Here is a 19310-nt window from a genome sequence, read left to right on the forward strand (position 1 = left end):
TCTCGGTCAGGCATTCAGGGTCGTGTCGTCGGCATCGGCGTACGTGCGTCTGGTCAGGCTCACGATGTGCGCGACGGCCCTCAACGGGTCGAGGCGTACGTAGTTGGACTCGCCCCAGTCGTAGGTCTCGCCGGTGACCTCGTCGTGTGCGATCAGGCGATCACCGGGAGCGAAACCCAGCGCCGGCAGGTCGAGCCACATCGTGCCCTCGCGGGGCTCGTGCGGGTCGAGCGAGACCACGACCAGCACGGTGTCGCCGGTGGCCGGGTCCTGCTTGGAGTAGACCATCAGGGCGTCGTGGTCGATGTGGTGGAAGTGCAGGGTACGCATCTGCTGCAGCGCAGGGTGCGCCCGGCGGATCTCGTTGAGCCGCGTCAGCCACGGCTGCAGGGACTCGCCGTCCGCGAGCGCCTTGTCGAAGTCGCGGGGCCGCAGCTCGTACTTCTCGGAGTCGAGGTACTCCTCGCTGCCGGGCCTGACCGCCTCGTGCTCGTAGAGCTCGAAGCCGGAGTAGACGCCCCACGTCGGGGCAAGCGTCGCGGCGAGGGCCGCCCGGATCGCGAACATGCTCGGGCCGCCGACCTGCAGGTGCTCGGGGAGGATGTCCGGCGTGTTGACGAACAGGTTGGGCCGGCCGATGTCCCAGTGGTCGCGGTGGTCCTCGCCGAACTCGGTGAGCTCGGCCTTGGTCGTACGCCAGGTGAAGTAGGTGTAGCTCTGCGTGAAGCCGGCGCGGGCCAGGCCCCACAGCCGCGCCGGGCGGGTGAACGCCTCGGCGAGGAACAGCACGTCGGGGTGCTTGGCCTTGACCTGCTCGATGAGCCACGCCCAGAAGTCCGGCGGCTTCGTGTGAGGGTTATCTACACGAAAGATTCTTATTCCCTTGGTCACCCAAACAAGCACCACCCGAAGCATCTCTTCGTATATGACGTTCCGGTCGTTGTCGAAGTTGAGCGGGTAGATGTCCTGGTACTTCTTCGGCGGGTTCTCGGCGTACGCGATGGTGCCGTCGGGCAGCGTCGTGAAGAACTCGGGGTGCTGCTCAACCCAGGGGTGGTCGGGCGCGACCTGGAGCGCGAGGTCGAGGGCGACCTCCATGCCGAGGTCGTTGGCGCGCTGCACGAACGCGGCGAAGTCCTTCTCACTGCCGAGCGCAGGGTGGATCGCGTCGTGGCCGCCCTCCTTGGCCCCGATCGCCCACGGGGAGCCGACATCGGTCTTGCTCGGTGTCAGGGAGTTGTTGGGTCCCTTGCGGTTGACCCGGCCGATGGGGTGGATCGGCGGCAGGTAGACCACGTCGAAGCCCATGTCGGCGACCCGCTCGAGCTCCTTGGCGGCGGTCGCGAACGTGCCGTGAATCGGCTTGCCCTTCTTGTCCGTGCCACCGGTCGAGCGTGGGAAGAACTCGTACCAGGAGCCGTATGCCGCGCGCTCTCGGTCGACCCAGATCTTGCGCACCGGGCCCTTCGTGACGACCTGGCGTACGGGGAAGTCGTGCATGATCGCGCGGACCTCGTCGGACAGCGCCGGGCCAGTGCGCGCGCCGAGGGGCAGCTCCGTGGCCCGAAGCGCGGTCGCGGCGCCGACGAGAGTCGGCCGGTGAGTCTTGCGCTCCTTGCGGGCGGCCACCTCGTCGAGTAGCCGGGCGGCGAGCTCGAGGTCGTTGGCGAGCTCGGTGGCGGTCTGACCGGCGCCGAGCTTGACCTCGATCGAGTGCAGGATCGTCGTCCACGGGTCGCCCCACGCGTCGACGCGGAGCGACCAGAGCCCGGTGGCGTCGGGGACGATCGTGGCGGTGAAGAGGTCGGTGTCCTTGCCCGTCTCGTGCATGCGGGTCTGCCGGTCACGGCGTTCGCCGGGGCCGCGCCACACCACGGTGGCGGCGACGGCGTCGTGGCCCTCGCGCCAGACGGTCGCCGTGACGGGTACGTGTTCGCCGGCAACCGCCTTGGACGGATGGGTGCCATCTCCGGACAGAGGTCTGACGTCGTCAATCCCGAGTCGGCCTGTCATGCAGTGCTCCCCCGTACGTCGAGTGCGTCGGTCACTTCGAACCTATCGGGTGGACCCACCCCAGCGCATTCCGAAGAAGCGAGACCACTGCAAACCCACCGAATACTCGCCGGTCGAGTTCCGCGTCAGTCGCCGCGACGCTCGGCGTCGGTGCCGAAGCCTTCGAGCTTCGCGCGCTCCTCGAGCGTCAGCAGCTCCTGGAAGAGCGTGATGTGCAGACCCGCAGGGGCATCGAGCCGCGAGTTGAGGGACTTCCACGGCGTCTCGGTCGGCGGAGCCACCAACGAGGCGCCGGCATCGACCAGCTTCTGCGTCCGGTCCTCGGCGTCCATCACCTCGAACGCGACCCGCAGCCGCGGCGTTGTCTGGTGCCCGACCTCAACCTCGTCGATCATCCGCCGCTGCGCCGGGTTGGCGATCTCGAGCGTCGCGTAGCCGGCGTGGAGGATCGTCACCTTGGCGCCCTCACCCTCCGCCTCGAACGCCTCTTGTTCCTGCAGTCCGAGGACGTCGCGGTAGAACGTGACGGCCTGGTCGTAGTCATCGGCCTCGACGACGAGGCGGAGCTGGACGACGGGACCTGTTGAGTTCTCAGTCATGTCCCGACGCTACGACGTCGCCGCGCCCCGTGTGGTCTCGATACGATCCCTCGTCCCTCGGGATCACTCGACCACCGAGTGGTGACGCGAGCCTTTCTCGCCGGTCGAGTAGCCGACCGAGCTCTGCGAGGGAGGTGTATCGAGACCTCGTCAGTCCGCGCGGGGGGCTTTGAGCAGCAGCAGGGATCGGCCCGCCAAGGTCAGGGAGCTGCCGGCCGACAGCGGCTCGGTCGACGCGGGCGCACCATCAGGCGTCGTCGTGTCGAGGGTCGGCTCGAACGTCTCACCGAACTCGACGCCCGGCAGGACGACGTCGATCGGCTCAGCACCGGCATGCATCAGCAGCAGCCAGGAGTGATCCGTGAGCAGCTCGCCCTCGCGCGTACGGGACTGGCTGTTGGACCCGTCGATCCACATGCCGAGCGTGCGGCGGTCGTCTTCCTCCCAGTCCGCCTCCTCGAGCTCGTTGCCGTCGGGACGCAACCAGATCAGGTCCGGGCGACCGGTCGGCGTCGTGCGGCCGTCGAAGAACTCCGGCTGCCGCAGCGCCGGGCTGTTGGCGCGCAGGTGCACGACGCGCCGGGCGAACGCCAGCATCGACTGGGTCTCGTCGGTCTCGGTCCAGTCGACCCAGGAGGTGGGGTCGTCGAGGCAGTACGCATTGTTGTTGCCGCCCTGGGTGCGCCACCGCTCGTCACCGGCGACGAACATCGGCGTGCCGGTCGACAGGAGCAGCGTCGCGAACAGGTTGCGCGCTTGCTGCTGCCGCAGCGACTTGATCGCGGGGTCGTCGGTCTCGCCCTCGACGCCGTGGTTCCACGAGCGGTTGTCGTTGGTGCCGTCGCGGTTGTCCTCGCCGTTGGCCTCGTTGTGCTTGCCGTCGTACGAGACGAGGTCGCGCAGCGTGAACCCGTCGTGCGCGTCGATGAAGTTGATCGACTGCCACGGCCGCCGGAGCGTGTGGTCGTACAGGTCGGAGGAGCCTGTGAGCCGGTATGCCAGGTCGTCGACTCCCCCGGCGGCGCCGCGCCAGAAATCGCGGACCGTGTCGCGGTAGATGCCGTTCCACTCGGCCCACTGCGCGCCGAAGTCGCCGACCTTGTAGCCCTCGCCGGTCGCGTCCCACGGCTCGGCGATCAGCTTGCAGCGCGACAGGACGGGGTCCGAGGCGATCGCGGTGAGGAGCGTCGAGTCACGGTCGAACTTGCCGCCATTGGGGCGTCCCAGCGTGCTCGCGAGGTCGAATCGGAAGCCGTCGACGCCGAGCTCGGTCGCCCAGTAGCGCAGCGAGTCGGTGACCATACGAACGACCGTCGGCGAGCTGGACTCGAGCGTGTTGCCGCAGCCGGTGATGTCGGCCATGTGGCCGTCCTCGTCGTGCAGGTAGTAGGCCGGCGCCTCGTAGCCGCGGAAGGCCAGCGTCGGCCCGTCGGGTCCACCCTCGCAGGTGTGGTTGTAGACGACGTCGACGATGACCTCGATGTTGGCGGCGTGCAGCGCAGCCACCATGGTGCGGAACTCCTCGACCTCACGGCCCGGCTCGCTGGCATATCCGGCGTGCGGGGCGAAGAAGCCGAGCGGCGAGTAGCCCCAGTAGTTGTGCCGGCCGGCGCGTACGAGTGACGGTTCGTCGCTGAACGTCTGCACCGGCAACAGCTCGACACTGGTGACGCCGAGACGTACGAAGTGCTCGATGACGGCCGGGTGCGCGAGGCCGAGGTAGGTCCCGCGCAGTGGCTCGGGAACGTCGGGGTGCTGCTGCGTGAAGCCCTTGACGTGGAGCTCGTAGATCACGGTCTCCTCGAACGGGATCTCGGGCTTGACCCCGGTGTCGGGCCCGCCGGGACTCGTCACGACGCTCAGCGGGACCGAGCCGAGCGAGTCGACCTGGGACGGCTCGACGCCTTCGGGGTCGTCGGCATAGCCGAGCGCCGCGTCCATGTCGGTCATCGTGCCGCTGATGCGCCGGGCGTACGGATCGACGAGGAGCTTGTTGGGGTTGCAGCGCAGCCCGGTCTTGGGCTCGTACGGCCCGTGGATGCGGAAGCCGTACTTCTGCCCGGGCGTGACTCCGGGCACCAGCCCGTGCCAGACGCCGAACGTACGCTCCGTCAGCTCGATGCGGCGTTCGTTGAGGTCGTCATCGATGAGGCACAGCTCGACCCGTTCGGCAACGCTGCTGGCGACCGCGAAACGTACGCCGCCGGCCTCCGGGTGCGCTCCGAGAGGGAACGGTCGACCGGCGAGGACCTGCGTGTCAGAGGTGGGGTGCGTTGCCATGCGTCGATTCTTTCAGGTGGGTCCGCGCGAGACGACTCGAGCGGACGTGACGATGTGCACGTTTGACCTGAAAAATCGCGGTTTCCGTGTTTTCAGTTTTCCGCCGTCGGGTACCTCCGGGCACATGACGAGGCTGGGGAGAGGCACACGATGACCGCGAGCCTGGGCGCCTCGGTGCTGGTGATCCTGACGTTCTTTGCCTCGCTCTGCATGATGTTGATGATGGCCGTGCACATGGAGTCGACGCTCCAGCGTCCGCAGTCGCGACACCGTCGTCAAGGCGCTCCGGCGCTGAACCGCGTACGTCGCGCCCATTCGTCGGAGCCGGGTTCCCCGCGGAGCCGCGCGCACCTGTAGGGGCTCGATGAGCACGCGCCACGATCGCCGAGACCTCGGCGCAACCTTTCCCCCTCTCTTGGCATCTCTCCCGATGACGACAGTGTTCTCGGAAGGGTGGGTCTTGTGGCGTTGACGGCGTACGAGCAGCGCGGGGTCAGCTCCCCCGTGCGTGTCGAGCGAGAGACGGCCCTGGCCAAACGGGATGACATCCAGGGGCTGCGCGCCCTCGCGGTCCTGTTCGTCGTGGCGTACCACGCGGGCCTGCCGCACGTCTCGGGCGGCTTCGTCGGCGTCGACCTGTTCTTCGTCCTCTCCGGCTTCCTGATCACCCAGCTGATGCTGCGCGAGATCGCAGCGACCGGCACGGTGAGCCTGCGCCGGTTCTGGGCCCGCCGGGCGCGGCGCATCATTCCTGCGTCGGCTCTCGTGCTGATCGCGACGATGCTCGCGGTGCGCGAGTTCATCAGCCCGGTCGAGCGCAAGGCGATCGGCACCGACGTCCTGTGGTCGGCGCTGTTCTCCGGCAACTGGCGGTTCGCGCAGCAGGAGACCGACTACCTCGCGAGCGACCGGACCCCGTCGCCCGTCCTGCACTACTGGAGCCTCGGGGTCGAGGAGCAGTTCTACTTCGTCTGGCCGTTGCTCCTTCTCGTCCTCGCCGCGATCTGGCGCCTGTCACGCCGGCACGCGGTGGTGTACGCCTCGGTGTTCGGTGCGGCGTTCGTCACCGTGATCGTGGTGTCGCTGGCGTACTGCATCCACACGACCGCGACCCATCAGCCGTACGCGTTCTTCGGCACACCCGCCCGTGCCTGGCAGCTCGCCGCGGGCGCGTTGACCGCGCTGGTCGTGCCGGTGATCGTCCGCTGGCAGCGCCGAACCCGAGCCACCCTCGGTGTCGTCGGGCTCATGCTGCTCGGCCTCAGCGTCTACGTGCTGGAGGAGTCCGGCTCCGCCGACATTCCCTATCCGTCGTGGCTGGCGCTCGCGCCGACCTTGGCCGGCGTGCTGCTGATCGTCTCCGGCACGGGTCCGTACTCGTGGCTCAATCGCATGCTCTCGGTCCGGCCGCTGACGTATGTCGGCGACCTGTCCTATTCGCTCTACCTGTGGCACTGGCCGGTGCTGATCATCGGCTTCGAGGCGCTCGACTCCCGTACGCCGGAGGCGCGCGTCGCGCTCGTCGCGTTGGGCTTCGGGCTCAGCGTGGCGAGCTATCACCTCGTCGAGAACCCGATCCGCCGCGCCCGAGTCCTGGCGAGGCGCCCGGCCCTCAGCCTTGCCGTCGGCGCGGCCCTTGTCGCGGCCGTCATTCCCACCGTTGCGTACGCCTCGGAGACCAAGTCGATCGACACCGTGGTCGTCGCCCCCTCCGATCAGCCGAAGGGTTCCACGGACGTCGCGGAGAAGCCGGTGGCCAACCTGCAGACCGTGCGACCCGCCCTGGACAAGGCATTCGATGACACGATCCCGCTGAAGGAAAAGGGCTGCCACGTCGAGTACGACGCGGTCTCCGCCCCGCCGTGGGATGCCTGCACATTCGCCGACACCGGGGCCGACAAGCACGTCGTCGTGATCGGTGACTCGATCGCCGGCGCGATCGCCCCCGCACTGATCAAGGCCGGCAACGAGCACGGCTGGGCGATCACGGCATGGGCCAAGAGCCGGTGCCCGATGGCCGACGTCACGAAGTTCGAGGCCAAGCAGGGCGGGGTGTATGACGAGTGCAACGCGTTCCGCGACTCCGTGCTCCGCGAGATCGTTCAACGGCGGCCCGACGTGGTCGTCATCGCGATGAGCCGCGGATCCTCGACGGGCCTCGCGGTCGACGGCAAGCGGGTCCTCGGGCAGGAGGCGGCCGACCGGTCCACGAAGGGCCTGGAGCGTACGGTCGAGCGCCTGCGGGACGCCGGCATCGGCGTCGTCCTGTCGGACTCCCCCAACCGCTCACCGTTCTCGACCACCTCGTGCCTCGCAAAGGAACGCGACGTCAGCAAGTGCACCTTCCAGCCGGCCCAGCGGGTGTCAGTCATGCAGACCACGGCCCGCGCGATGGGCGACCGGGTCACCCTGGTCGAGCCCAATGCGACTGTGTGCCCCGACGGCACCTGCTATCCGGTGGTCGATGACATCGTCGTCTACCGCGACAAGATCCACTTCACGGCAACCTTCGCCAAGACACTCTCCGACGAGTTCGCCGCAGCCGTTCGTAACGCAGCGGCTGGTTGAGGTGCGGAGGCGCATCCGGTGGTTGAGGTGCGCAGGCCGCCCGCGGCCGTAGCCTCGAAACCACTAACGCTCAGTCAGCGCGAGGCGGCACGACGAGGACCGGGACGTGGCTGTGCCCGATGAGCCCTCGGGACACCGAACCGCTCGTGATCCGATGCAACGTGGCGGTGAGGCCCGCGCCATGCGTGCCGACCACGATCATCAGCGCCCCGTTCTCCTCTGCCACCGTGGCGAGCAGGTGGACCGGATCGCCTCGCCAGGCGTGGTAGCTCCAGCTCTGGGTGCTCTTCTTGCCCACTCCAGCGCGTACGAGCTCCACTGCAAAGGCGAGCCTCTCGCTCGAACCCGATTCCCACTGGTCGCTGTCCGGGTCGACGGGGTAGTCGCGCAGGTCGACGACGTGGACGACGTCGAGGTGGGCGTCCAGCCGGCGAGCAAGGTCGATCGCGAATGTCAGCGCAACTTGGCTCTGCGGCTCCTCGTCGAAGCCGACCACGATGTGCGTGTCCGACTCGTTCTCGGGATGTGACTCGTACACCATGATGGGCTCCGGGTGCTCAGCCCGGTGACGGTGCGATTCCGTGTGCTCTTCGGGGCTGTGGGAACTCATGGCTGTCACCCGATTCCGTCTCATCTCGATGCTCCGCCCGGCCCACCTCAACGTCAAGCGGAGAGTCCCGGTGGTTGAGGTGCGAAGGCCGCTCGCGGCTGCGGCGGGGGCGACGGCGATCCGCTACTGGTCCCCTGACTACTTGGTCTTCATCCCCACCAGCGAACCGTCGTTGGACGCGGTCGCCCATACGATGTCGCCGACGCGCAAGGCGCTGCCGCCGCTCGGCAGATCGGGCGCGGTGACGATCTGGACGATCTTGTGCGCGGCCGGGTCGATCACCGTCAGGAACGGGCCGCCTTCGGCGCGTAGCCAAGCGCGTTCGGCATCGGCAAAGATCCCCCCGCCAAGGTCGAGCGGTACGTCGTACACCGCCGCTGGTTCGAGGCTCTTCGGATCCAGCTGGGCGACGCCGCCCTCAAAGCTCACGAACACCCCCGAGGGCGACGCCCAGATGGTCCGTGGGTCCGTCAACGCGAGGCGATGGGTCACTTCGCGACGCGTGGAGTCGATGCGGAGGACCAGTCCGTCGCTCGTGCACGTGGCATAGATGACCGGCCCGTCAGCTGCGAGCTCGACGCAAAAGCTGCCCAGGTCGATCGCCTTGCCGAGCGAGTTGTCGTTGACATGGATCGGGGTGATCTTGTCGCCGTCAGGATTGAGGACCCATATGTTGTCGTCCGCCGTCACCACATGACCTTGATCGGACGAGAAGTCGACCTCGACCTCGGACACGACCTCATTGCTGGCCGGATCGATCCGGGCCATCATGCCTTCGTAAGCACAAGAGAAGACCGCTTCGTCACCAGCCGCCCCGAAGGCTTGGCAATGCCCATTCCCTGGTGGCGAATCGATGCGCTCCTGGATCGCTCCGGTGACGGGATCGAGCTTGACCACCTGGCCGCCGTCGAGCCTCACCCACAACGCGCCCGTCGTGGTCGCCAGCCAGTCCGGCGAGCTGAGTTCGACGCGCGTGGTCTCGACATCCTTGAGCTTCACGGTCGGGGCTCCCCTGGCGCCGATCGGGGCCGGGAGCTCAGGCTTGATGATCGCGGGCGGCGACGCCTTGGTCGACTTGGGATCGGATCCCTCGTCGTCTGACCCGCATCCGGCGACCCAGACGAGCAGCAGGACCAAGACCGATATGAGCTTCACCCTGCACCTCCTCGGATCACCCCCGAGTGGTCTGCCCATCCACGCTAAACCTGGCCACCCGGGCTGTCAGGCGTTTGGGTCGGACGTGGCAGATTGGCAGCGTGCATCAGTTCAGCCAGATCGACGTGTTCACCTCCACCATCACCGAGGGCAACCCTCTTGCCGTCGTCCACGGCGCCGACGACATCGGCGATGAGCAGATGGCCGCCTTCGCGCGGTGGACCAACCTTGCAGAGACCACATTCCTGCTGCAGCCGACGGACCCCGACGCGGACTACCGCGTACGCATCTTCAACACGCAGCGCGAGCTCCCCTTCGCCGGCCACCCCACGCTCGGGTCAGCGCGGGCTTGGCTCGAGGCCGGCGGTACGCCTCGCACTCCCGGCGCGATCGTCCAGGAGTGCGCTGCCGGCAACATCCGCATCCGCCAGGACGGCGAGCGGCTCGCGTTCGCGGCTCCCCCACTCGTACGCGACGGCGCTGTAGACGCAGCTGACCTCAAGCAGGTGATCGACGGGCTCGGCGTCGACCCGGCTCGCGTCGTCGATGCCAAGTGGGCCGACAACGGTCCCGGCTGGGTCGCCGTGCTGCTCGACAGCGCCCAGACCGTGCTGGACCTCGTGCCCGATCAGGCACTGTTCGGCGAGAACAACCGCGTTGGCGTCGTCGGTCCTCATCCCGAGGGATCCGAGGCGGCCTTCGAGATCCGCGCCTTCACCTCCAGCCCCGGCGGCGAGGATCCGGTCACCGGCAGCCTCAACGCCTCGATCGCCCAATGGCTGATCGGCACCGGCCGCGCACCCTCGTCGTACGTCGCCGCCCAAGGCACTGTCATCCGTCGCCGCGGCCGCATCCACGTCGACCAGGTCGGCGAAGACATCTGGATCGGCGGAGAGACCGTGGTCGGGATCAGCGGGACGGTGGGTTTGTAGGCGAGCCCCGCTGTGCCGACAAGATCGCAGAATTTGTCGTCGCCCAGGTTCCCACGTGTCGGAATGAGCATGGTGGGTAGTCCGCTGACATGAAGCAGCTCCAAGTCGGCCTGGTGGCCGATCCAGCTCTGCCCACTCAGATCGCGCGCGAGATCGGGGACCTCGAACCGCCAAGCGGCCACTCCGGCGGCTGGGACATCAAGGTGGTGAGTCAGCCGTTCACGGACGGTTGCGAGGACGTCGACACCGCGTTGGGCCGTCTTCAGGACGAGGCCCAGGGGCACAACTGGGATCTGGTGGTGGGCTTGACGGAGCTTCCGCTGCGCGACGACGACAGCCGGTACCTGCTCGTCCAGACTGATCCGGAGCAACGGGCAGCTGTGTTGTCCCTGCCCGCACTGGGCGGTCTTCGTCTGGAGGCGCGCACCCGGCACGCGGTCCGTGAGCTCGTCGATGGGTTGTCCGACTCCTCGTTCCAGGACCGACGCCGCATCCCCCTGGCACGACTAGGTGGCCGCTGGCGCGTACTTCTTGGAATGGTGCTGGCAAACCGCCCGTGGCTGCTCGTGCCAGGGCTGAAGTCCGCGCTTGTCGCGGCATTGGCAACCGGGGCAGTCGCCACGATCAACTCGACAGTGTGGTTGCTCGCCGACTCCTTGTCGTGGTGGCGGCTGACAGTCGCGACGATCGCTTCCATCTCCCTCGTCGTCGCCTGGCTCGTGATCGATGGCGAGCTGTGGGATCGCCCAGACGACGACTCATCCGAAGCTCGGGACCGATCTCGTCTCTACAACGCCTCGACCCTGATCACACTGACTACCGGCGTGATCATCTGCTATCTCGCCCTGTATCTCGTGAACCTCACATGGGCGATGTTCGTCCTCGATCCCTCAGTGATGGGTGGCTATCTGCACCGGTCATTCGGTCACCAAGAGCTGTTCGTACTTGCCTGGTTCGTTGCATCCGCAGCGACCGTCGGCGGCGGCCTCGGCAGTGGCCTGGAGTCGGACGAGGCCATCCGTGCGGCCACGTACTCCAAGCGAGAAGAGGAGCGGCGCAACCGGCTCGCACGCGAGAAGGACGGGCCGACCCGCAACCGGGATCGTGACTGACGTCCTCACGCCCACGAGAACAGCACGTGCTCAGGTGAGTCCGGGGACCAGTCGGGCGTACGGACTTCGAAGGACTCTTCGACGAAGTTGATGACCACACGGAGCGAGCCGCGGTGCATAACGAGCCAGGAGTCATCGTCGGCGACCTCGACGACGAAACCATCGAGCGACGGATCGGCCAGCTCGGGGTGTGACCGGCGCAGCGCGATCAGGGAGGCATAGAGGTCGAGCATCTCTGCGTGACCCGGCGAGGTGGGCTCCGACCAGTCGAGCGTCGACCGCTCCACGGTCGCGGGATCCATCGGGTCGGGCACCTCGGACTCGCCCCACCCGTGCCGGCCGAACTCGCGGCGGCGACCGGTGCGTACGGCCTCGGCGAGCTCGGGGTCAGGGAACGACGCGAAGAACTGCCACGGCGTGCTGGCCGCCCACTCCTCCCCCATGAACAGCATGGGCGTGTAGGGCCCGAGCAGCACGATCGCAGCACCGCACGCCTGCAGTCCGGGCGAGATGGACGCCGAGATGCGGTCGCCGGTGGCGCGGTTGCCGATCTGGTCGTGGTTCTGCAGGTACGCGAAGAAGGAGGTGCCGGTCAGCAGAGAGGTGTCGACGGGACGGCCGTGCGTACGTTCGCGGAACGACGACCACGTGCCGGCGTGGAAGAACGCGCCACGCAATGTCGTGGCCAGCGCGCCAGGTGCGGCGAAGTCGGAGTAGTAGCCGTCGGTCTCCCCCGTCAGGCGTACGTGCAGTGCGTGGTGCAGGTCGTCGGACCACTGCGCGTCCATGCCGAGTCCGTTCGCCGAGCGGGGCGTGACCATGCGCGGGTCGTTGAGGTCGGACTCCGCGATCAACGACAACGGCCGGCCGAGAGCGTCGGACATACGCGAGGTCTCCGCGGACAGCTCCTCGAGCAGCGTCAGCGCGCGCCGATCCGCCAGCGCGTGCACGGCATCGAGCCGCAGCGCGTCGACGTGGAAGTGCTCGAACCAGGCCATGGCGTTGTCGAGCACATACCGCCGCACCTCGTCGGACTGCGGCCCATCGAGGTTGAGCCCGGGCCCCCAGTCGTTCTGGCCGGCGAAGTAGGGGCCGAAGCGGTCGAGGTAGGCGCCCGACGGCCCGAGGTGGTTGTAGACGACGTCGAGCACGACCCCGAGCCCGCGCGCATGGCATGCGTCGACGAACCGCTTGAACCCGTCGGGTCCCCCGTACGGCTCGTGCACCGCGCCCCACAGCACGCCGTCGTAGCCCCAGCCCGCATCGCCGTCGAACGAGTTGACCGGCAGCACCTCGACGAGGTCGATGCCGAGGTCGACGAGGTGGTCGAGCCGCTCGATGGCGGCGTCGAACGTACGCCCTGGCGTGACTCCGCCTGATTGTTCACCTCCGGTGAAGGTGCCGATGTGCAGCTCGTAGATCACCGCACCCTCGAGCGCGCGGCCCTGCCAGTCGGCGTCAGTCCAGGCGAAGGCTTCGTGGTCGTACGTCCGCGACGCTTCGTGCACTCCGCGGGGCTGCCACGTCGACCGCGGGTCGGGCAGCGGCGTCTCGTCGTCACCCAGCAGGAAGGCGTAGTCGGTGCCTGGCTCGGCACCGACCTCGGCGTGCCACCAGCCACCCTCACCCGACTGCATCTCGTGGTCGGTGCCGCCGACTCGCAGACGTACGCGCTGCAGGTCGGGGCACCAGACCGTGAACTCCACCGTCAGTGCTCAGACGGCGCGCGCGGCCGGCGACTTGGTCTTCGCCGGGTCGGTCTCGGGCAGGTCGCCGAGTGCCTCGTCGACCGCCTTGAGCACGTCGTCGTCGAGCGTGATGCCGGAGGCCTGCGCGTTGGACTCGACCTGCTCCGGCCGTGAGGCACCGACGATCGCCGCGGCGACGTTGTCGTTGGCGAGCACCCAGGAGACGGCGAGCTGCGCCATCGTGATGCCGAGGCCGTCGGCGATCGGTTGGAGCTTCTGCACGGCGGTCAGCACCTCGTCGTCGAGGAAGCGCTTGATCATGTCGGCGCCGCCCTTCTCGTCGGTGGCGCGGCTGCCCTCGGGCGGTGCGGCGCCCGGCTTGTACTTGCCGCTGAGCACGCCCTGCGCGATCGGCGACCAGACGATCTGCGAGATGCCGAGCTCCTTGCTCGTCGGGATGACCTGGTCCTCGATGACGCGCCAGAGCATGGAGTACTGCGGCTGGTTGGAGATCAGCTGGATGCCGAGGTCCTGCGCGAGCGCGTGGCCGGCGCGGATCTGGTCGGCGGTCCACTCGCTGACGCCGATGTAGAGGGCCTTGCCGTGGCGGACCACGTCGGCGAACGCCTGCATCGTCTCCTCGAGCGGAGTCTCGTAGTCATACCGGTGCGCCTGGTAGAGGTCGACGTAGTCGGTGCCGAGCCGCTCGAGCGAGCCGTTGATCGACTCCATGATGTGCTTGCGCGACAGGCCCGTGTCGTTGGGTCCGCCGGGGCCGGTGGGCCAGTAGACCTTGGTGAAGATCTCGAGAGACGCCCGGCGCTCGCCCTTGAGCGCCTCGCCGAGCACCGACTCGGCCTTGGTGTTGGCGTAGACGTCGGCGGTGTCGAACGTCGTGATGCCCGAGTCGAGTGCCGCCCGTACGCAGGCCAGTGCCGCGTCGTTCTCGACCTGCGAGCCGTGCGTGAGCCAGTTGCCGTAGATGATCTCGCTGACCTTGAGTCCGCTGTTGCCGAGGTATCTGAAGTCCATGGATTCGAGCCTAGTGGGGAGTTCCTGAACGGCACTTTGCGGTCAGCGACGGCAGGTTTCCACAGGGTGATTCTGGGTTGATGGACAGTGTCAGAGGTGTGGTCTAGATTGGGATCAATCGAACGTATGTTCTAATGATCGGGGGATCATGGTCGCCGAGCTCGTGCTATCGCCACCACCGTTGGTGGGGTGCCTGGACGCGCTCGATGCCGTGTTGGACTCGATGCCGACGGATGCGTATGCGGATCTGGATCCGGCTTTGCAGCGGCACGCGGTCGAACGGTTGCGGCGGATCAAGGCTCGGGTTGCTGGGCAGGAGCTGGCCGCCGTCCGCGCACTGGATGCCGGGCTGGGTGACAAGGCCCGCACCGGTGAGATGCTGGCCCGTGGGTTCGGGAGGGACAAGTACGAAGCGGACCGCACCGTCCGGGTCGCCAAGACGCTGTTGGCCGCACCCAAGACTGAGGACGCGCTCGCCTCCGGCGAGCTGGCCGAGACCCAGGCCGCCGTCATCGCCGGCGCGATGGCCGACCTGCCTGAGACTGTGACCGCCGAGCAGCGCGACGCGTGCGAGACCACGCTGATCGCCGACGCCAAACGGTTCCCGATCAAGGATCTGCGCCAGAGGGCACTGCGCATCTCCGATGTGTTCAAGGAGCCGGCCGAAGCCGCAGCTGATGAGGACGAAGCGCTGCGGTTGCGCGAACGGCGGGCCTGGGCGCGCACCGAGATGTGGATGGTCGATGACCAGGACGGCACCTGGCGGTTCGGCGGACGCCTGCCAGCCGTGCAGGCTGAGATGCTCAAGTCGTCACTGGACGCGATCGCCGCACCCCGCCGCCGCCACCTGACCGCCCAGCAAGAGCGCGACCAGGATGAGCTGACCTACTCCCAACGGATGGGCCGGGCGTTCGCCGGCCTGATCGAGCACCTGCCCACCGACCAGCTGCCGACCGCCGGTCGCACCCCGGCCTTGATCACCGTCAACATCGACCTGGACCACCTCAAGGACCAGGTTGGTGCCGCGACCCTGACCACCGGCACCCGGATCAGCTCCGGCGAGCTGCGCCGCATCGCCTGCACCCAGGGCATCCTGCCCATGGTCTTCAACGGCGCCTCCCTCCCCCTCGACATGGGCCGCTCCAAGCGCCTGTTCACCCCCGCCCAACGCATCGCCATCGCCAACCGCGACCTCGGCTGCATCACCCCCGGATGCGAAGCACCCCCCGGCTGGTGCGAAGGCCACCACTGGCGCGACGACTGGGCCCACGGCGCCACCACCAACATCAACGACGGCGCACTCCTCTGCTCCCTGCACCACCACCAAGCCCACGACCAAAACTGGCAATTCCGCCAAGCCCCCGACGGCCACATCGAAATCAAGAAACCCGGCGGCATCTGGCAACGAAACCACCGATGGCGACCCTGACGGTGTGTAACTCACGGCCGATCGACTGGCAGAACCGGCCGACCTTCCAGCAAGTCGTTGACTACCGGACCCATCGGGCTCGGTGATACTGGACAGCATGAGACGCGCTCCGCTGCTGGCCATCGCGATGCTGATGCTCACTGCGGGGTGCGGCGGGTCGGACGATCCTGACGGCAAGGGCGCCGATCCGACGACGACCCCGGCGCCAACGGAGACCACCCAGACCACCGCCACGACCACTGCCCCGACCACGACGCCTGCTCCAGCCCCGACGAAGTCGACGAGCAACTCGACGCTGATCGACTACGGCGACGACGAGGTCATCGTGGCGACCCCTGCTGACGTCGCCAAGCTGACCGGGGCACCTGCGGACTTCAAGGCATTCATCGCCGCCGACCTGCAACGCCAGCAGGACAGCGAAACCGGCGTATGCGTCCGGACGCCCGAGATCCACGTGGCCCGGATCGACACGCGCGGGTGGGCGGCGGGCACGAACTTCATCCCGAAGTGCGGCGGCGACGCCGCACTGTGGGCCAAGGTCGCCGGAGGATGGCGCCAGGTCTGGGGCCAGCAGACGCTGCCGGACTGCGCGGTCCTCGAGAAGTACCGCTTCCCGGCAAGCGTTGCCGGCACCCAGTGCGGCACCCCCGACGGGAAGACCCGCAGCTATCCCTAAAGGCGCGTGATGGAGGCGACGAGTGGTTCGATCAACCGCAGCAGGCGATCGGGCTTGGCGTCGGGATTGACGGACTGCCGCATCGCGAGCCCGATCGCGTAGTCGACGGCTGCCTCGGCGAGCACCTCGAGCGTCTCGTCGTCCATCGAGTCCGACGGCGCGAGCGAGCGTACGACCGACACCGCCTGCTGGATCGACGCGGTCTGCCGCTGCGTCTGCGCGGCAGCGAGCCGCGGATCGTTCATCGTGTCGAGCAGCAGCTCGAGCTCGAGCCTGACCCAACCCGACGCCATCGCCTCGGCGGCCCACTGACGGACCTGTTCGAGGACGCCGTCGGACGCCATGGCACCCTCGACCCGCTCGCCCAGGGCGCCGATCTGCTCGGCCTGCAGGCGTTCGAGCACGCCCAGCGCCAGGTCTGCCTTGCTGCCGAAGCTCGAGTAGACGATGCCTGTGGTGAACCCGGCCTCCTTGGCGACCGAGGCCAGCGACGTCGCGACATAGCCGTCCCGGAGGAACGCGCCGCGGGCCACCGTCAGGACGGTCTCGCGATTGAGCTCTTGCAGCTGCGATCGGGTGAGCCGCGTCATGGGCTCAGCGTAGGTGACTGCCGTCAGGTGGCGGAGGCGTTCCCCTGAGGTGGCAGCGGCTGCTGGCCGCCCGGTTGCTGCGTTCCCGGGGGCTGCTGCATGCCTGGCGGCATCTGGCCACGCTGCATCCCGGGTCCGCCGCCGGGTCCGCTGCGGCCACTGCCGGCGCCGTCGCCCGCCGACCCGATGGCCGCACCGGCGCCGAGGCCGAGGACGACCGCGGCGATCGCGGACGCCACGAGCGTACGGGTGGACCAGGCCGGAGGCTGGGCGGAGCTGTCGTCTTCGATGTCACTCATGCGGCCACCGTGGCCGTACGACCTGTCATGCGGCTGTGAGCGAGCCCATCATCGGCTGGGACGGGATGTGGTCGGACGCTCACAGAGTTCTCACAGGTCGTTCTCACGCATCCCCCGGCTGGGCGCTCCACACTTGACGCATGGCTTCCACACTGACCCGGTCGGACGGCACACCTCTGCGCGTCCTCGTCGTCGACGACGAGATCAACATCGCCGAGCTGCTGCAGATGGCGCTGCGCTATGAGGGTTGGGACATCCAGATGGCGCACACCGGGCGCAAGGCTGTCGCCGCCGCCAAGGACTTCACGCCCGACGCGATCGTGCTGGACATGATGCTGCCCGACTATGACGGCATGGAGGTCCTGCGCAAGGTCCGCGCCCAGTCCCCCGAGATCCCGGTGCTGTTCCTGACCGCCCGCGACTCGGTCGAGGACCGCGTCGCGGGGTTGACCGCTGGCGGCGACGACTACGTCACCAAGCCGTTCAGCCTCGAGGAGGTCGTCGCCCGGCTCCGCGGTCTGATGCGACGCGCCGGTGCGATGGATGCCAGGCCCAACTCCGTCATCACGGTCGGCGATCTCACGCTCGACGAGGACAGCCGCGACGTCGAGCGCGACGGTCGCGAGATCGAGCTGACCGCCACCGAGTTCGAGCTGTTGCGCTTCCTCATGCGCAACCCGCGTCGCGTGCTGTCCAAGGCGCAGATCCTCGACCGGGTCTGGGACTACGACTTCGGCGGCCAGGCCAACGTCGTCGAGCTCTACATCTCGTACCTGCGCAAGAAGATCGACGCCGGCCACGAGCCGATGATCCACACCAAGCGTGGTGCCGGCTACGTCCTGAAGCCCGCGGAGTAGTGCGCGTGCGCAAGCTCCTCCCCTCCTCGCTGACCGGACGGCTGATTGTCACGGTCGTGGCGCTCGTCGCTGTGGCCAGCCTGCTCGTGGCCGGGGTGGTGACCCTGGTGATGAGCAACTACCTGACCGACCGCCTGGACGAGAAGCTCGAACAGTCGATGGAGCGCGCCCAGCACGGTCCGGTGTTCGCCGGGGAGGGCACTGGTGGGCCGGCAGGCCGCCCCAACCCGGGCCGCGGTCAGGATGTCGGGCTCATCACGGTCGTGACTGGCTTCCCCGGCTCGATCGTGACCGAGCAGGGCGATGCCCCTCGCATCTCGACCGCGGCCCGCGACCTGCTGGCGAACGTCAGAACCGACGACCAGGCGCACGACATCGACCTCCCCGCCTATGGCTCTTACCGCGTACTGGCGGACAAGCGCGCGGACGGGGCGACGTTCGTCGTCGGCCTGCCCAAGGACGACGTCGACTCCACGCTCTCGAGCCTCATCTGGTGGGAGGCCTTGCTTGCACTCGGAGCCACTGCGGCCGCCGCGGTCGCGGGTCGCATCCTCGTACGCCGACAGCTTCGGCCGTTGCGTGAGGTGGCGGCCACGGCCCACGAGGTCATCGCGATGCCGCTGTCGTCGGGCGAGATCGGCGAGACGGTACGCGTGCCGGCCGAGCTCACGGATCCGGCAACCGAGGTCGGCCAGGTCGGCGGGGCGCTCAATCAGCTCCTGGGCCACGTCGAGGAGGCGCTGGATGCCCGGCACGAGAGCGAGCAGCAGGTCCGCCAGTTCCTCGCCGACGCCTCGCACGAGCTGCGCACGCCTTTGTCGACCATCAAGGGGTATGCCGAGCTGAGCAGGCGTACCGGCCGTGACGATCCTGACCAGATCCTCGCGAAGGTCGAGTCCGAGGCGGGCCGCATGTCGACCCTGGTCGAGGACATGCTGCTGCTCGCCCGGCTCGACGCCGGCCGCGAGGTCGACCGCCGGCCCGTCGACCTGACCCGCCTGCTCGTGGAAGCCGTCAACGATGCACGCGTGGTCGACCCCGAGCGCCAGTGGACGTTCGACGTGCCCGACGAGCCCGTCACGGTGACCGGCGACGAGCAGCGGCTGCACCAGGCCGTCACCAACTTGCTGACCAACGCCACCCGCCACACTCCGCCGAAGACCACCGTCGACGTACGCCTGTGGGTCGAGGACGACGCGCGGATCGAGGTGCACGACGACGGTCCCGGCATCGACCCCGATCTCGTCCCGACGATCTTCGAGCGCTTCGTGCGCGGTGACTCCTCCCGCACCCGTGCGTCGGGCGGCGCCGGCCTCGGAATGTCGCTCGTACGCGCGATCATGCACGCCCACCACGGCACGGCAACCGTGCAGAGCAAGCCGGGCGACACGACGTTCACCCTCGCGCTGCCCGTCTCTTGATGGACCGCCCCGCTCACAGAGGTGGCACAGACTGACCACACGGTCGTGC

Annotated in this window: 17 protein-coding genes; 8 read left to right on the forward strand and 9 right to left on the reverse strand. The window is 68.2% G+C overall.

Annotation, left to right across the window (positions count from 1 at the left end):
• Nucleotides 1-6 precede the first annotated feature (6 nt).
• The 3 genes from AC1DVU_RS11940 to glgX form a co-directional block, all read right to left on the reverse strand.
• The gene (locus AC1DVU_RS11940; protein ID WP_476922655.1) at nucleotides 7-2013 is read right to left on the reverse strand and encodes a maltotransferase domain-containing protein; all 2007 of its coding nucleotides are present in this window, start codon (nucleotides 2011-2013) and stop codon (nucleotides 7-9) included.
• A 125-nt stretch (nucleotides 2014-2138) separates the two neighbouring features.
• On the reverse strand, nucleotides 2139-2612 hold the full coding sequence (locus AC1DVU_RS11945) for a VOC family protein (RefSeq protein WP_476922656.1): 474 nt from the start codon (nucleotides 2610-2612) through the stop codon (nucleotides 2139-2141).
• Nucleotides 2613-2762: 150 nt separating this feature from the next.
• The gene (gene glgX, locus AC1DVU_RS11950) at nucleotides 2763-4892 is read right to left on the reverse strand and encodes a glycogen debranching protein GlgX (RefSeq protein ID WP_476922657.1); all 2130 of its coding nucleotides are present in this window, start codon (nucleotides 4890-4892) and stop codon (nucleotides 2763-2765) included.
• A 150-nt stretch (nucleotides 4893-5042) separates the two neighbouring features.
• On the opposite strand from glgX, the gene AC1DVU_RS11955 reads away from it, so the two are divergent.
• Nucleotides 5043-5249: a hypothetical protein gene (locus tag AC1DVU_RS11955; protein WP_476922658.1), complete on the forward strand. Its 207-nt coding sequence runs from the start codon at nucleotides 5043-5045 to the stop codon at nucleotides 5247-5249.
• Nucleotides 5250-5354: 105 nt separating this feature from the next.
• Nucleotides 5355-7460: an acyltransferase family protein gene (locus AC1DVU_RS11960; RefSeq protein WP_476922659.1), complete on the forward strand. Its 2106-nt coding sequence runs from the start codon at nucleotides 5355-5357 to the stop codon at nucleotides 7458-7460.
• Between the two features lie 70 nt (nucleotides 7461-7530).
• Here AC1DVU_RS11960 and AC1DVU_RS11965 read toward each other — a convergent pair whose 3' ends face one another.
• Nucleotides 7531-8070, reverse strand: a complete 540-nt coding sequence (locus tag AC1DVU_RS11965; RefSeq protein WP_476922660.1) for a universal stress protein — start codon at nucleotides 8068-8070, stop codon at nucleotides 7531-7533.
• A gap of 138 nt (nucleotides 8071-8208) precedes the next feature.
• Nucleotides 8209-9069, reverse strand: coding sequence for an NHL repeat-containing protein (locus AC1DVU_RS11970; protein ID WP_476922661.1), 861 nt, complete (start codon nucleotides 9067-9069; stop codon nucleotides 8209-8211).
• 257 nt (nucleotides 9070-9326) lie between these two features.
• Here AC1DVU_RS11970 and AC1DVU_RS11975 point away from each other — a divergent pair, with 257 nt between their 5' ends.
• Nucleotides 9327-10157: a PhzF family phenazine biosynthesis protein gene (locus tag AC1DVU_RS11975; RefSeq protein ID WP_476922662.1), complete on the forward strand. Its 831-nt coding sequence runs from the start codon at nucleotides 9327-9329 to the stop codon at nucleotides 10155-10157.
• Between the two features lie 89 nt (nucleotides 10158-10246).
• Nucleotides 10247-11269 carry a hypothetical protein gene (locus AC1DVU_RS11980; protein WP_476922663.1) on the forward strand — a complete coding sequence of 341 codons (1023 nt, stop codon included), beginning with the start codon at nucleotides 10247-10249 and terminating at the stop codon, nucleotides 11267-11269.
• Nucleotides 11270-11274: 5 nt separating this feature from the next.
• On the opposite strand, the gene treZ is transcribed toward AC1DVU_RS11980, so the two are convergent.
• Together treZ and AC1DVU_RS11990 are read right to left on the reverse strand one after the other, a co-directional pair.
• Entirely contained in the window at nucleotides 11275-12975 is a 1701-nt protein-coding gene (gene treZ / locus AC1DVU_RS11985; protein WP_476922664.1) for a malto-oligosyltrehalose trehalohydrolase, read from the reverse strand.
• 9 nt (nucleotides 12976-12984) lie between these two features.
• Nucleotides 12985-13989 carry an aldo/keto reductase family protein gene (locus AC1DVU_RS11990; RefSeq protein WP_476922665.1) on the reverse strand — a complete coding sequence of 335 codons (1005 nt, stop codon included), beginning with the start codon at nucleotides 13987-13989 and terminating at the stop codon, nucleotides 12985-12987.
• A 148-nt stretch (nucleotides 13990-14137) separates the two neighbouring features.
• Between AC1DVU_RS11990 and AC1DVU_RS11995 the strand changes: the two genes are divergently transcribed.
• Together AC1DVU_RS11995 and AC1DVU_RS12000 are read left to right on the forward strand one after the other, a co-directional pair.
• A complete protein-coding gene (locus AC1DVU_RS11995) occupies nucleotides 14138-15418 on the forward strand; it encodes an HNH endonuclease signature motif containing protein (protein ID WP_476922666.1) in 1281 nt (426 codons plus the stop codon).
• A gap of 97 nt (nucleotides 15419-15515) precedes the next feature.
• Entirely contained in the window at nucleotides 15516-16094 is a 579-nt protein-coding gene (locus tag AC1DVU_RS12000; RefSeq protein ID WP_476922667.1) for a hypothetical protein, read from the forward strand.
• Here AC1DVU_RS12000 and AC1DVU_RS12005 read toward each other — a convergent pair.
• Both AC1DVU_RS12005 and AC1DVU_RS12010 read right to left on the reverse strand, forming a co-directional pair.
• Nucleotides 16091-16684 (reverse strand): TetR/AcrR family transcriptional regulator, encoded by a 594-nt coding sequence (locus tag AC1DVU_RS12005; RefSeq protein ID WP_476922668.1) that lies wholly within the window; start codon nucleotides 16682-16684, stop codon nucleotides 16091-16093. The two genes, AC1DVU_RS12000 and AC1DVU_RS12005, sit on opposite strands and share 4 nt — an antisense overlap.
• Before the next feature lie 23 nt (nucleotides 16685-16707).
• The gene (locus AC1DVU_RS12010) at nucleotides 16708-16983 is read right to left on the reverse strand and encodes a hypothetical protein (RefSeq protein WP_476922669.1); all 276 of its coding nucleotides are present in this window, start codon (nucleotides 16981-16983) and stop codon (nucleotides 16708-16710) included.
• Nucleotides 16984-17123: 140 nt separating this feature from the next.
• Here AC1DVU_RS12010 and AC1DVU_RS12015 point away from each other — a divergent pair, with 140 nt between their 5' ends.
• Entirely contained in the window at nucleotides 17124-17840 is a 717-nt protein-coding gene (locus AC1DVU_RS12015) for a response regulator transcription factor (RefSeq protein WP_476922670.1), read from the forward strand.
• A gap of 5 nt (nucleotides 17841-17845) precedes the next feature.
• Nucleotides 17846-19261, forward strand: coding sequence for a sensor histidine kinase (locus AC1DVU_RS12020; protein ID WP_476922671.1), 1416 nt, complete (start codon nucleotides 17846-17848; stop codon nucleotides 19259-19261).
• Nucleotides 19262-19310: the final 49 nt, after the last annotated feature.

The organism is Aeromicrobium sp. P2_G6 (assembly GCF_056403535.1).

What these genes read in the sequence shown, in the direction of transcription:
- AC1DVU_RS11940 (WP_476922655.1), bottom strand. Translation starts at nt 2,013, where the DNA reads ATGACAGGCCGACTCGGGATTGACGACGTCAGACCTCTGTCCGGAGAT.
- AC1DVU_RS11945 (WP_476922656.1), bottom strand. Translation starts at nt 2,612, where the DNA reads ATGACTGAGAACTCAACAGGTCCCGTCGTCCAGCTCCGCCTCGTCGTC.
- glgX (WP_476922657.1), bottom strand. Translation starts at nt 4,892, where the DNA reads ATGGCAACGCACCCCACCTCTGACACGCAGGTCCTCGCCGGTCGACCG.
- AC1DVU_RS11955 (WP_476922658.1), top strand. Translation starts at nt 5,043, where the DNA reads ATGACCGCGAGCCTGGGCGCCTCGGTGCTGGTGATCCTGACGTTCTTT.
- AC1DVU_RS11965 (WP_476922660.1), bottom strand. Translation starts at nt 8,070, where the DNA reads ATGAGTTCCCACAGCCCCGAAGAGCACACGGAATCGCACCGTCACCGG.
- AC1DVU_RS11980 (WP_476922663.1), top strand. Translation starts at nt 10,247, where the DNA reads ATGAAGCAGCTCCAAGTCGGCCTGGTGGCCGATCCAGCTCTGCCCACT.
- AC1DVU_RS11990 (WP_476922665.1), bottom strand. Translation starts at nt 13,989, where the DNA reads ATGGACTTCAGATACCTCGGCAACAGCGGACTCAAGGTCAGCGAGATC.
- AC1DVU_RS11995 (WP_476922666.1), top strand. Translation starts at nt 14,138, where the DNA reads ATGGTCGCCGAGCTCGTGCTATCGCCACCACCGTTGGTGGGGTGCCTG.
- AC1DVU_RS12000 (WP_476922667.1), top strand. Translation starts at nt 15,516, where the DNA reads ATGAGACGCGCTCCGCTGCTGGCCATCGCGATGCTGATGCTCACTGCG.
- AC1DVU_RS12005 (WP_476922668.1), bottom strand. Translation starts at nt 16,684, where the DNA reads ATGACGCGGCTCACCCGATCGCAGCTGCAAGAGCTCAATCGCGAGACC.
- AC1DVU_RS12010 (WP_476922669.1), bottom strand. Translation starts at nt 16,983, where the DNA reads ATGAGTGACATCGAAGACGACAGCTCCGCCCAGCCTCCGGCCTGGTCC.
- AC1DVU_RS12015 (WP_476922670.1), top strand. Translation starts at nt 17,124, where the DNA reads ATGGCTTCCACACTGACCCGGTCGGACGGCACACCTCTGCGCGTCCTC.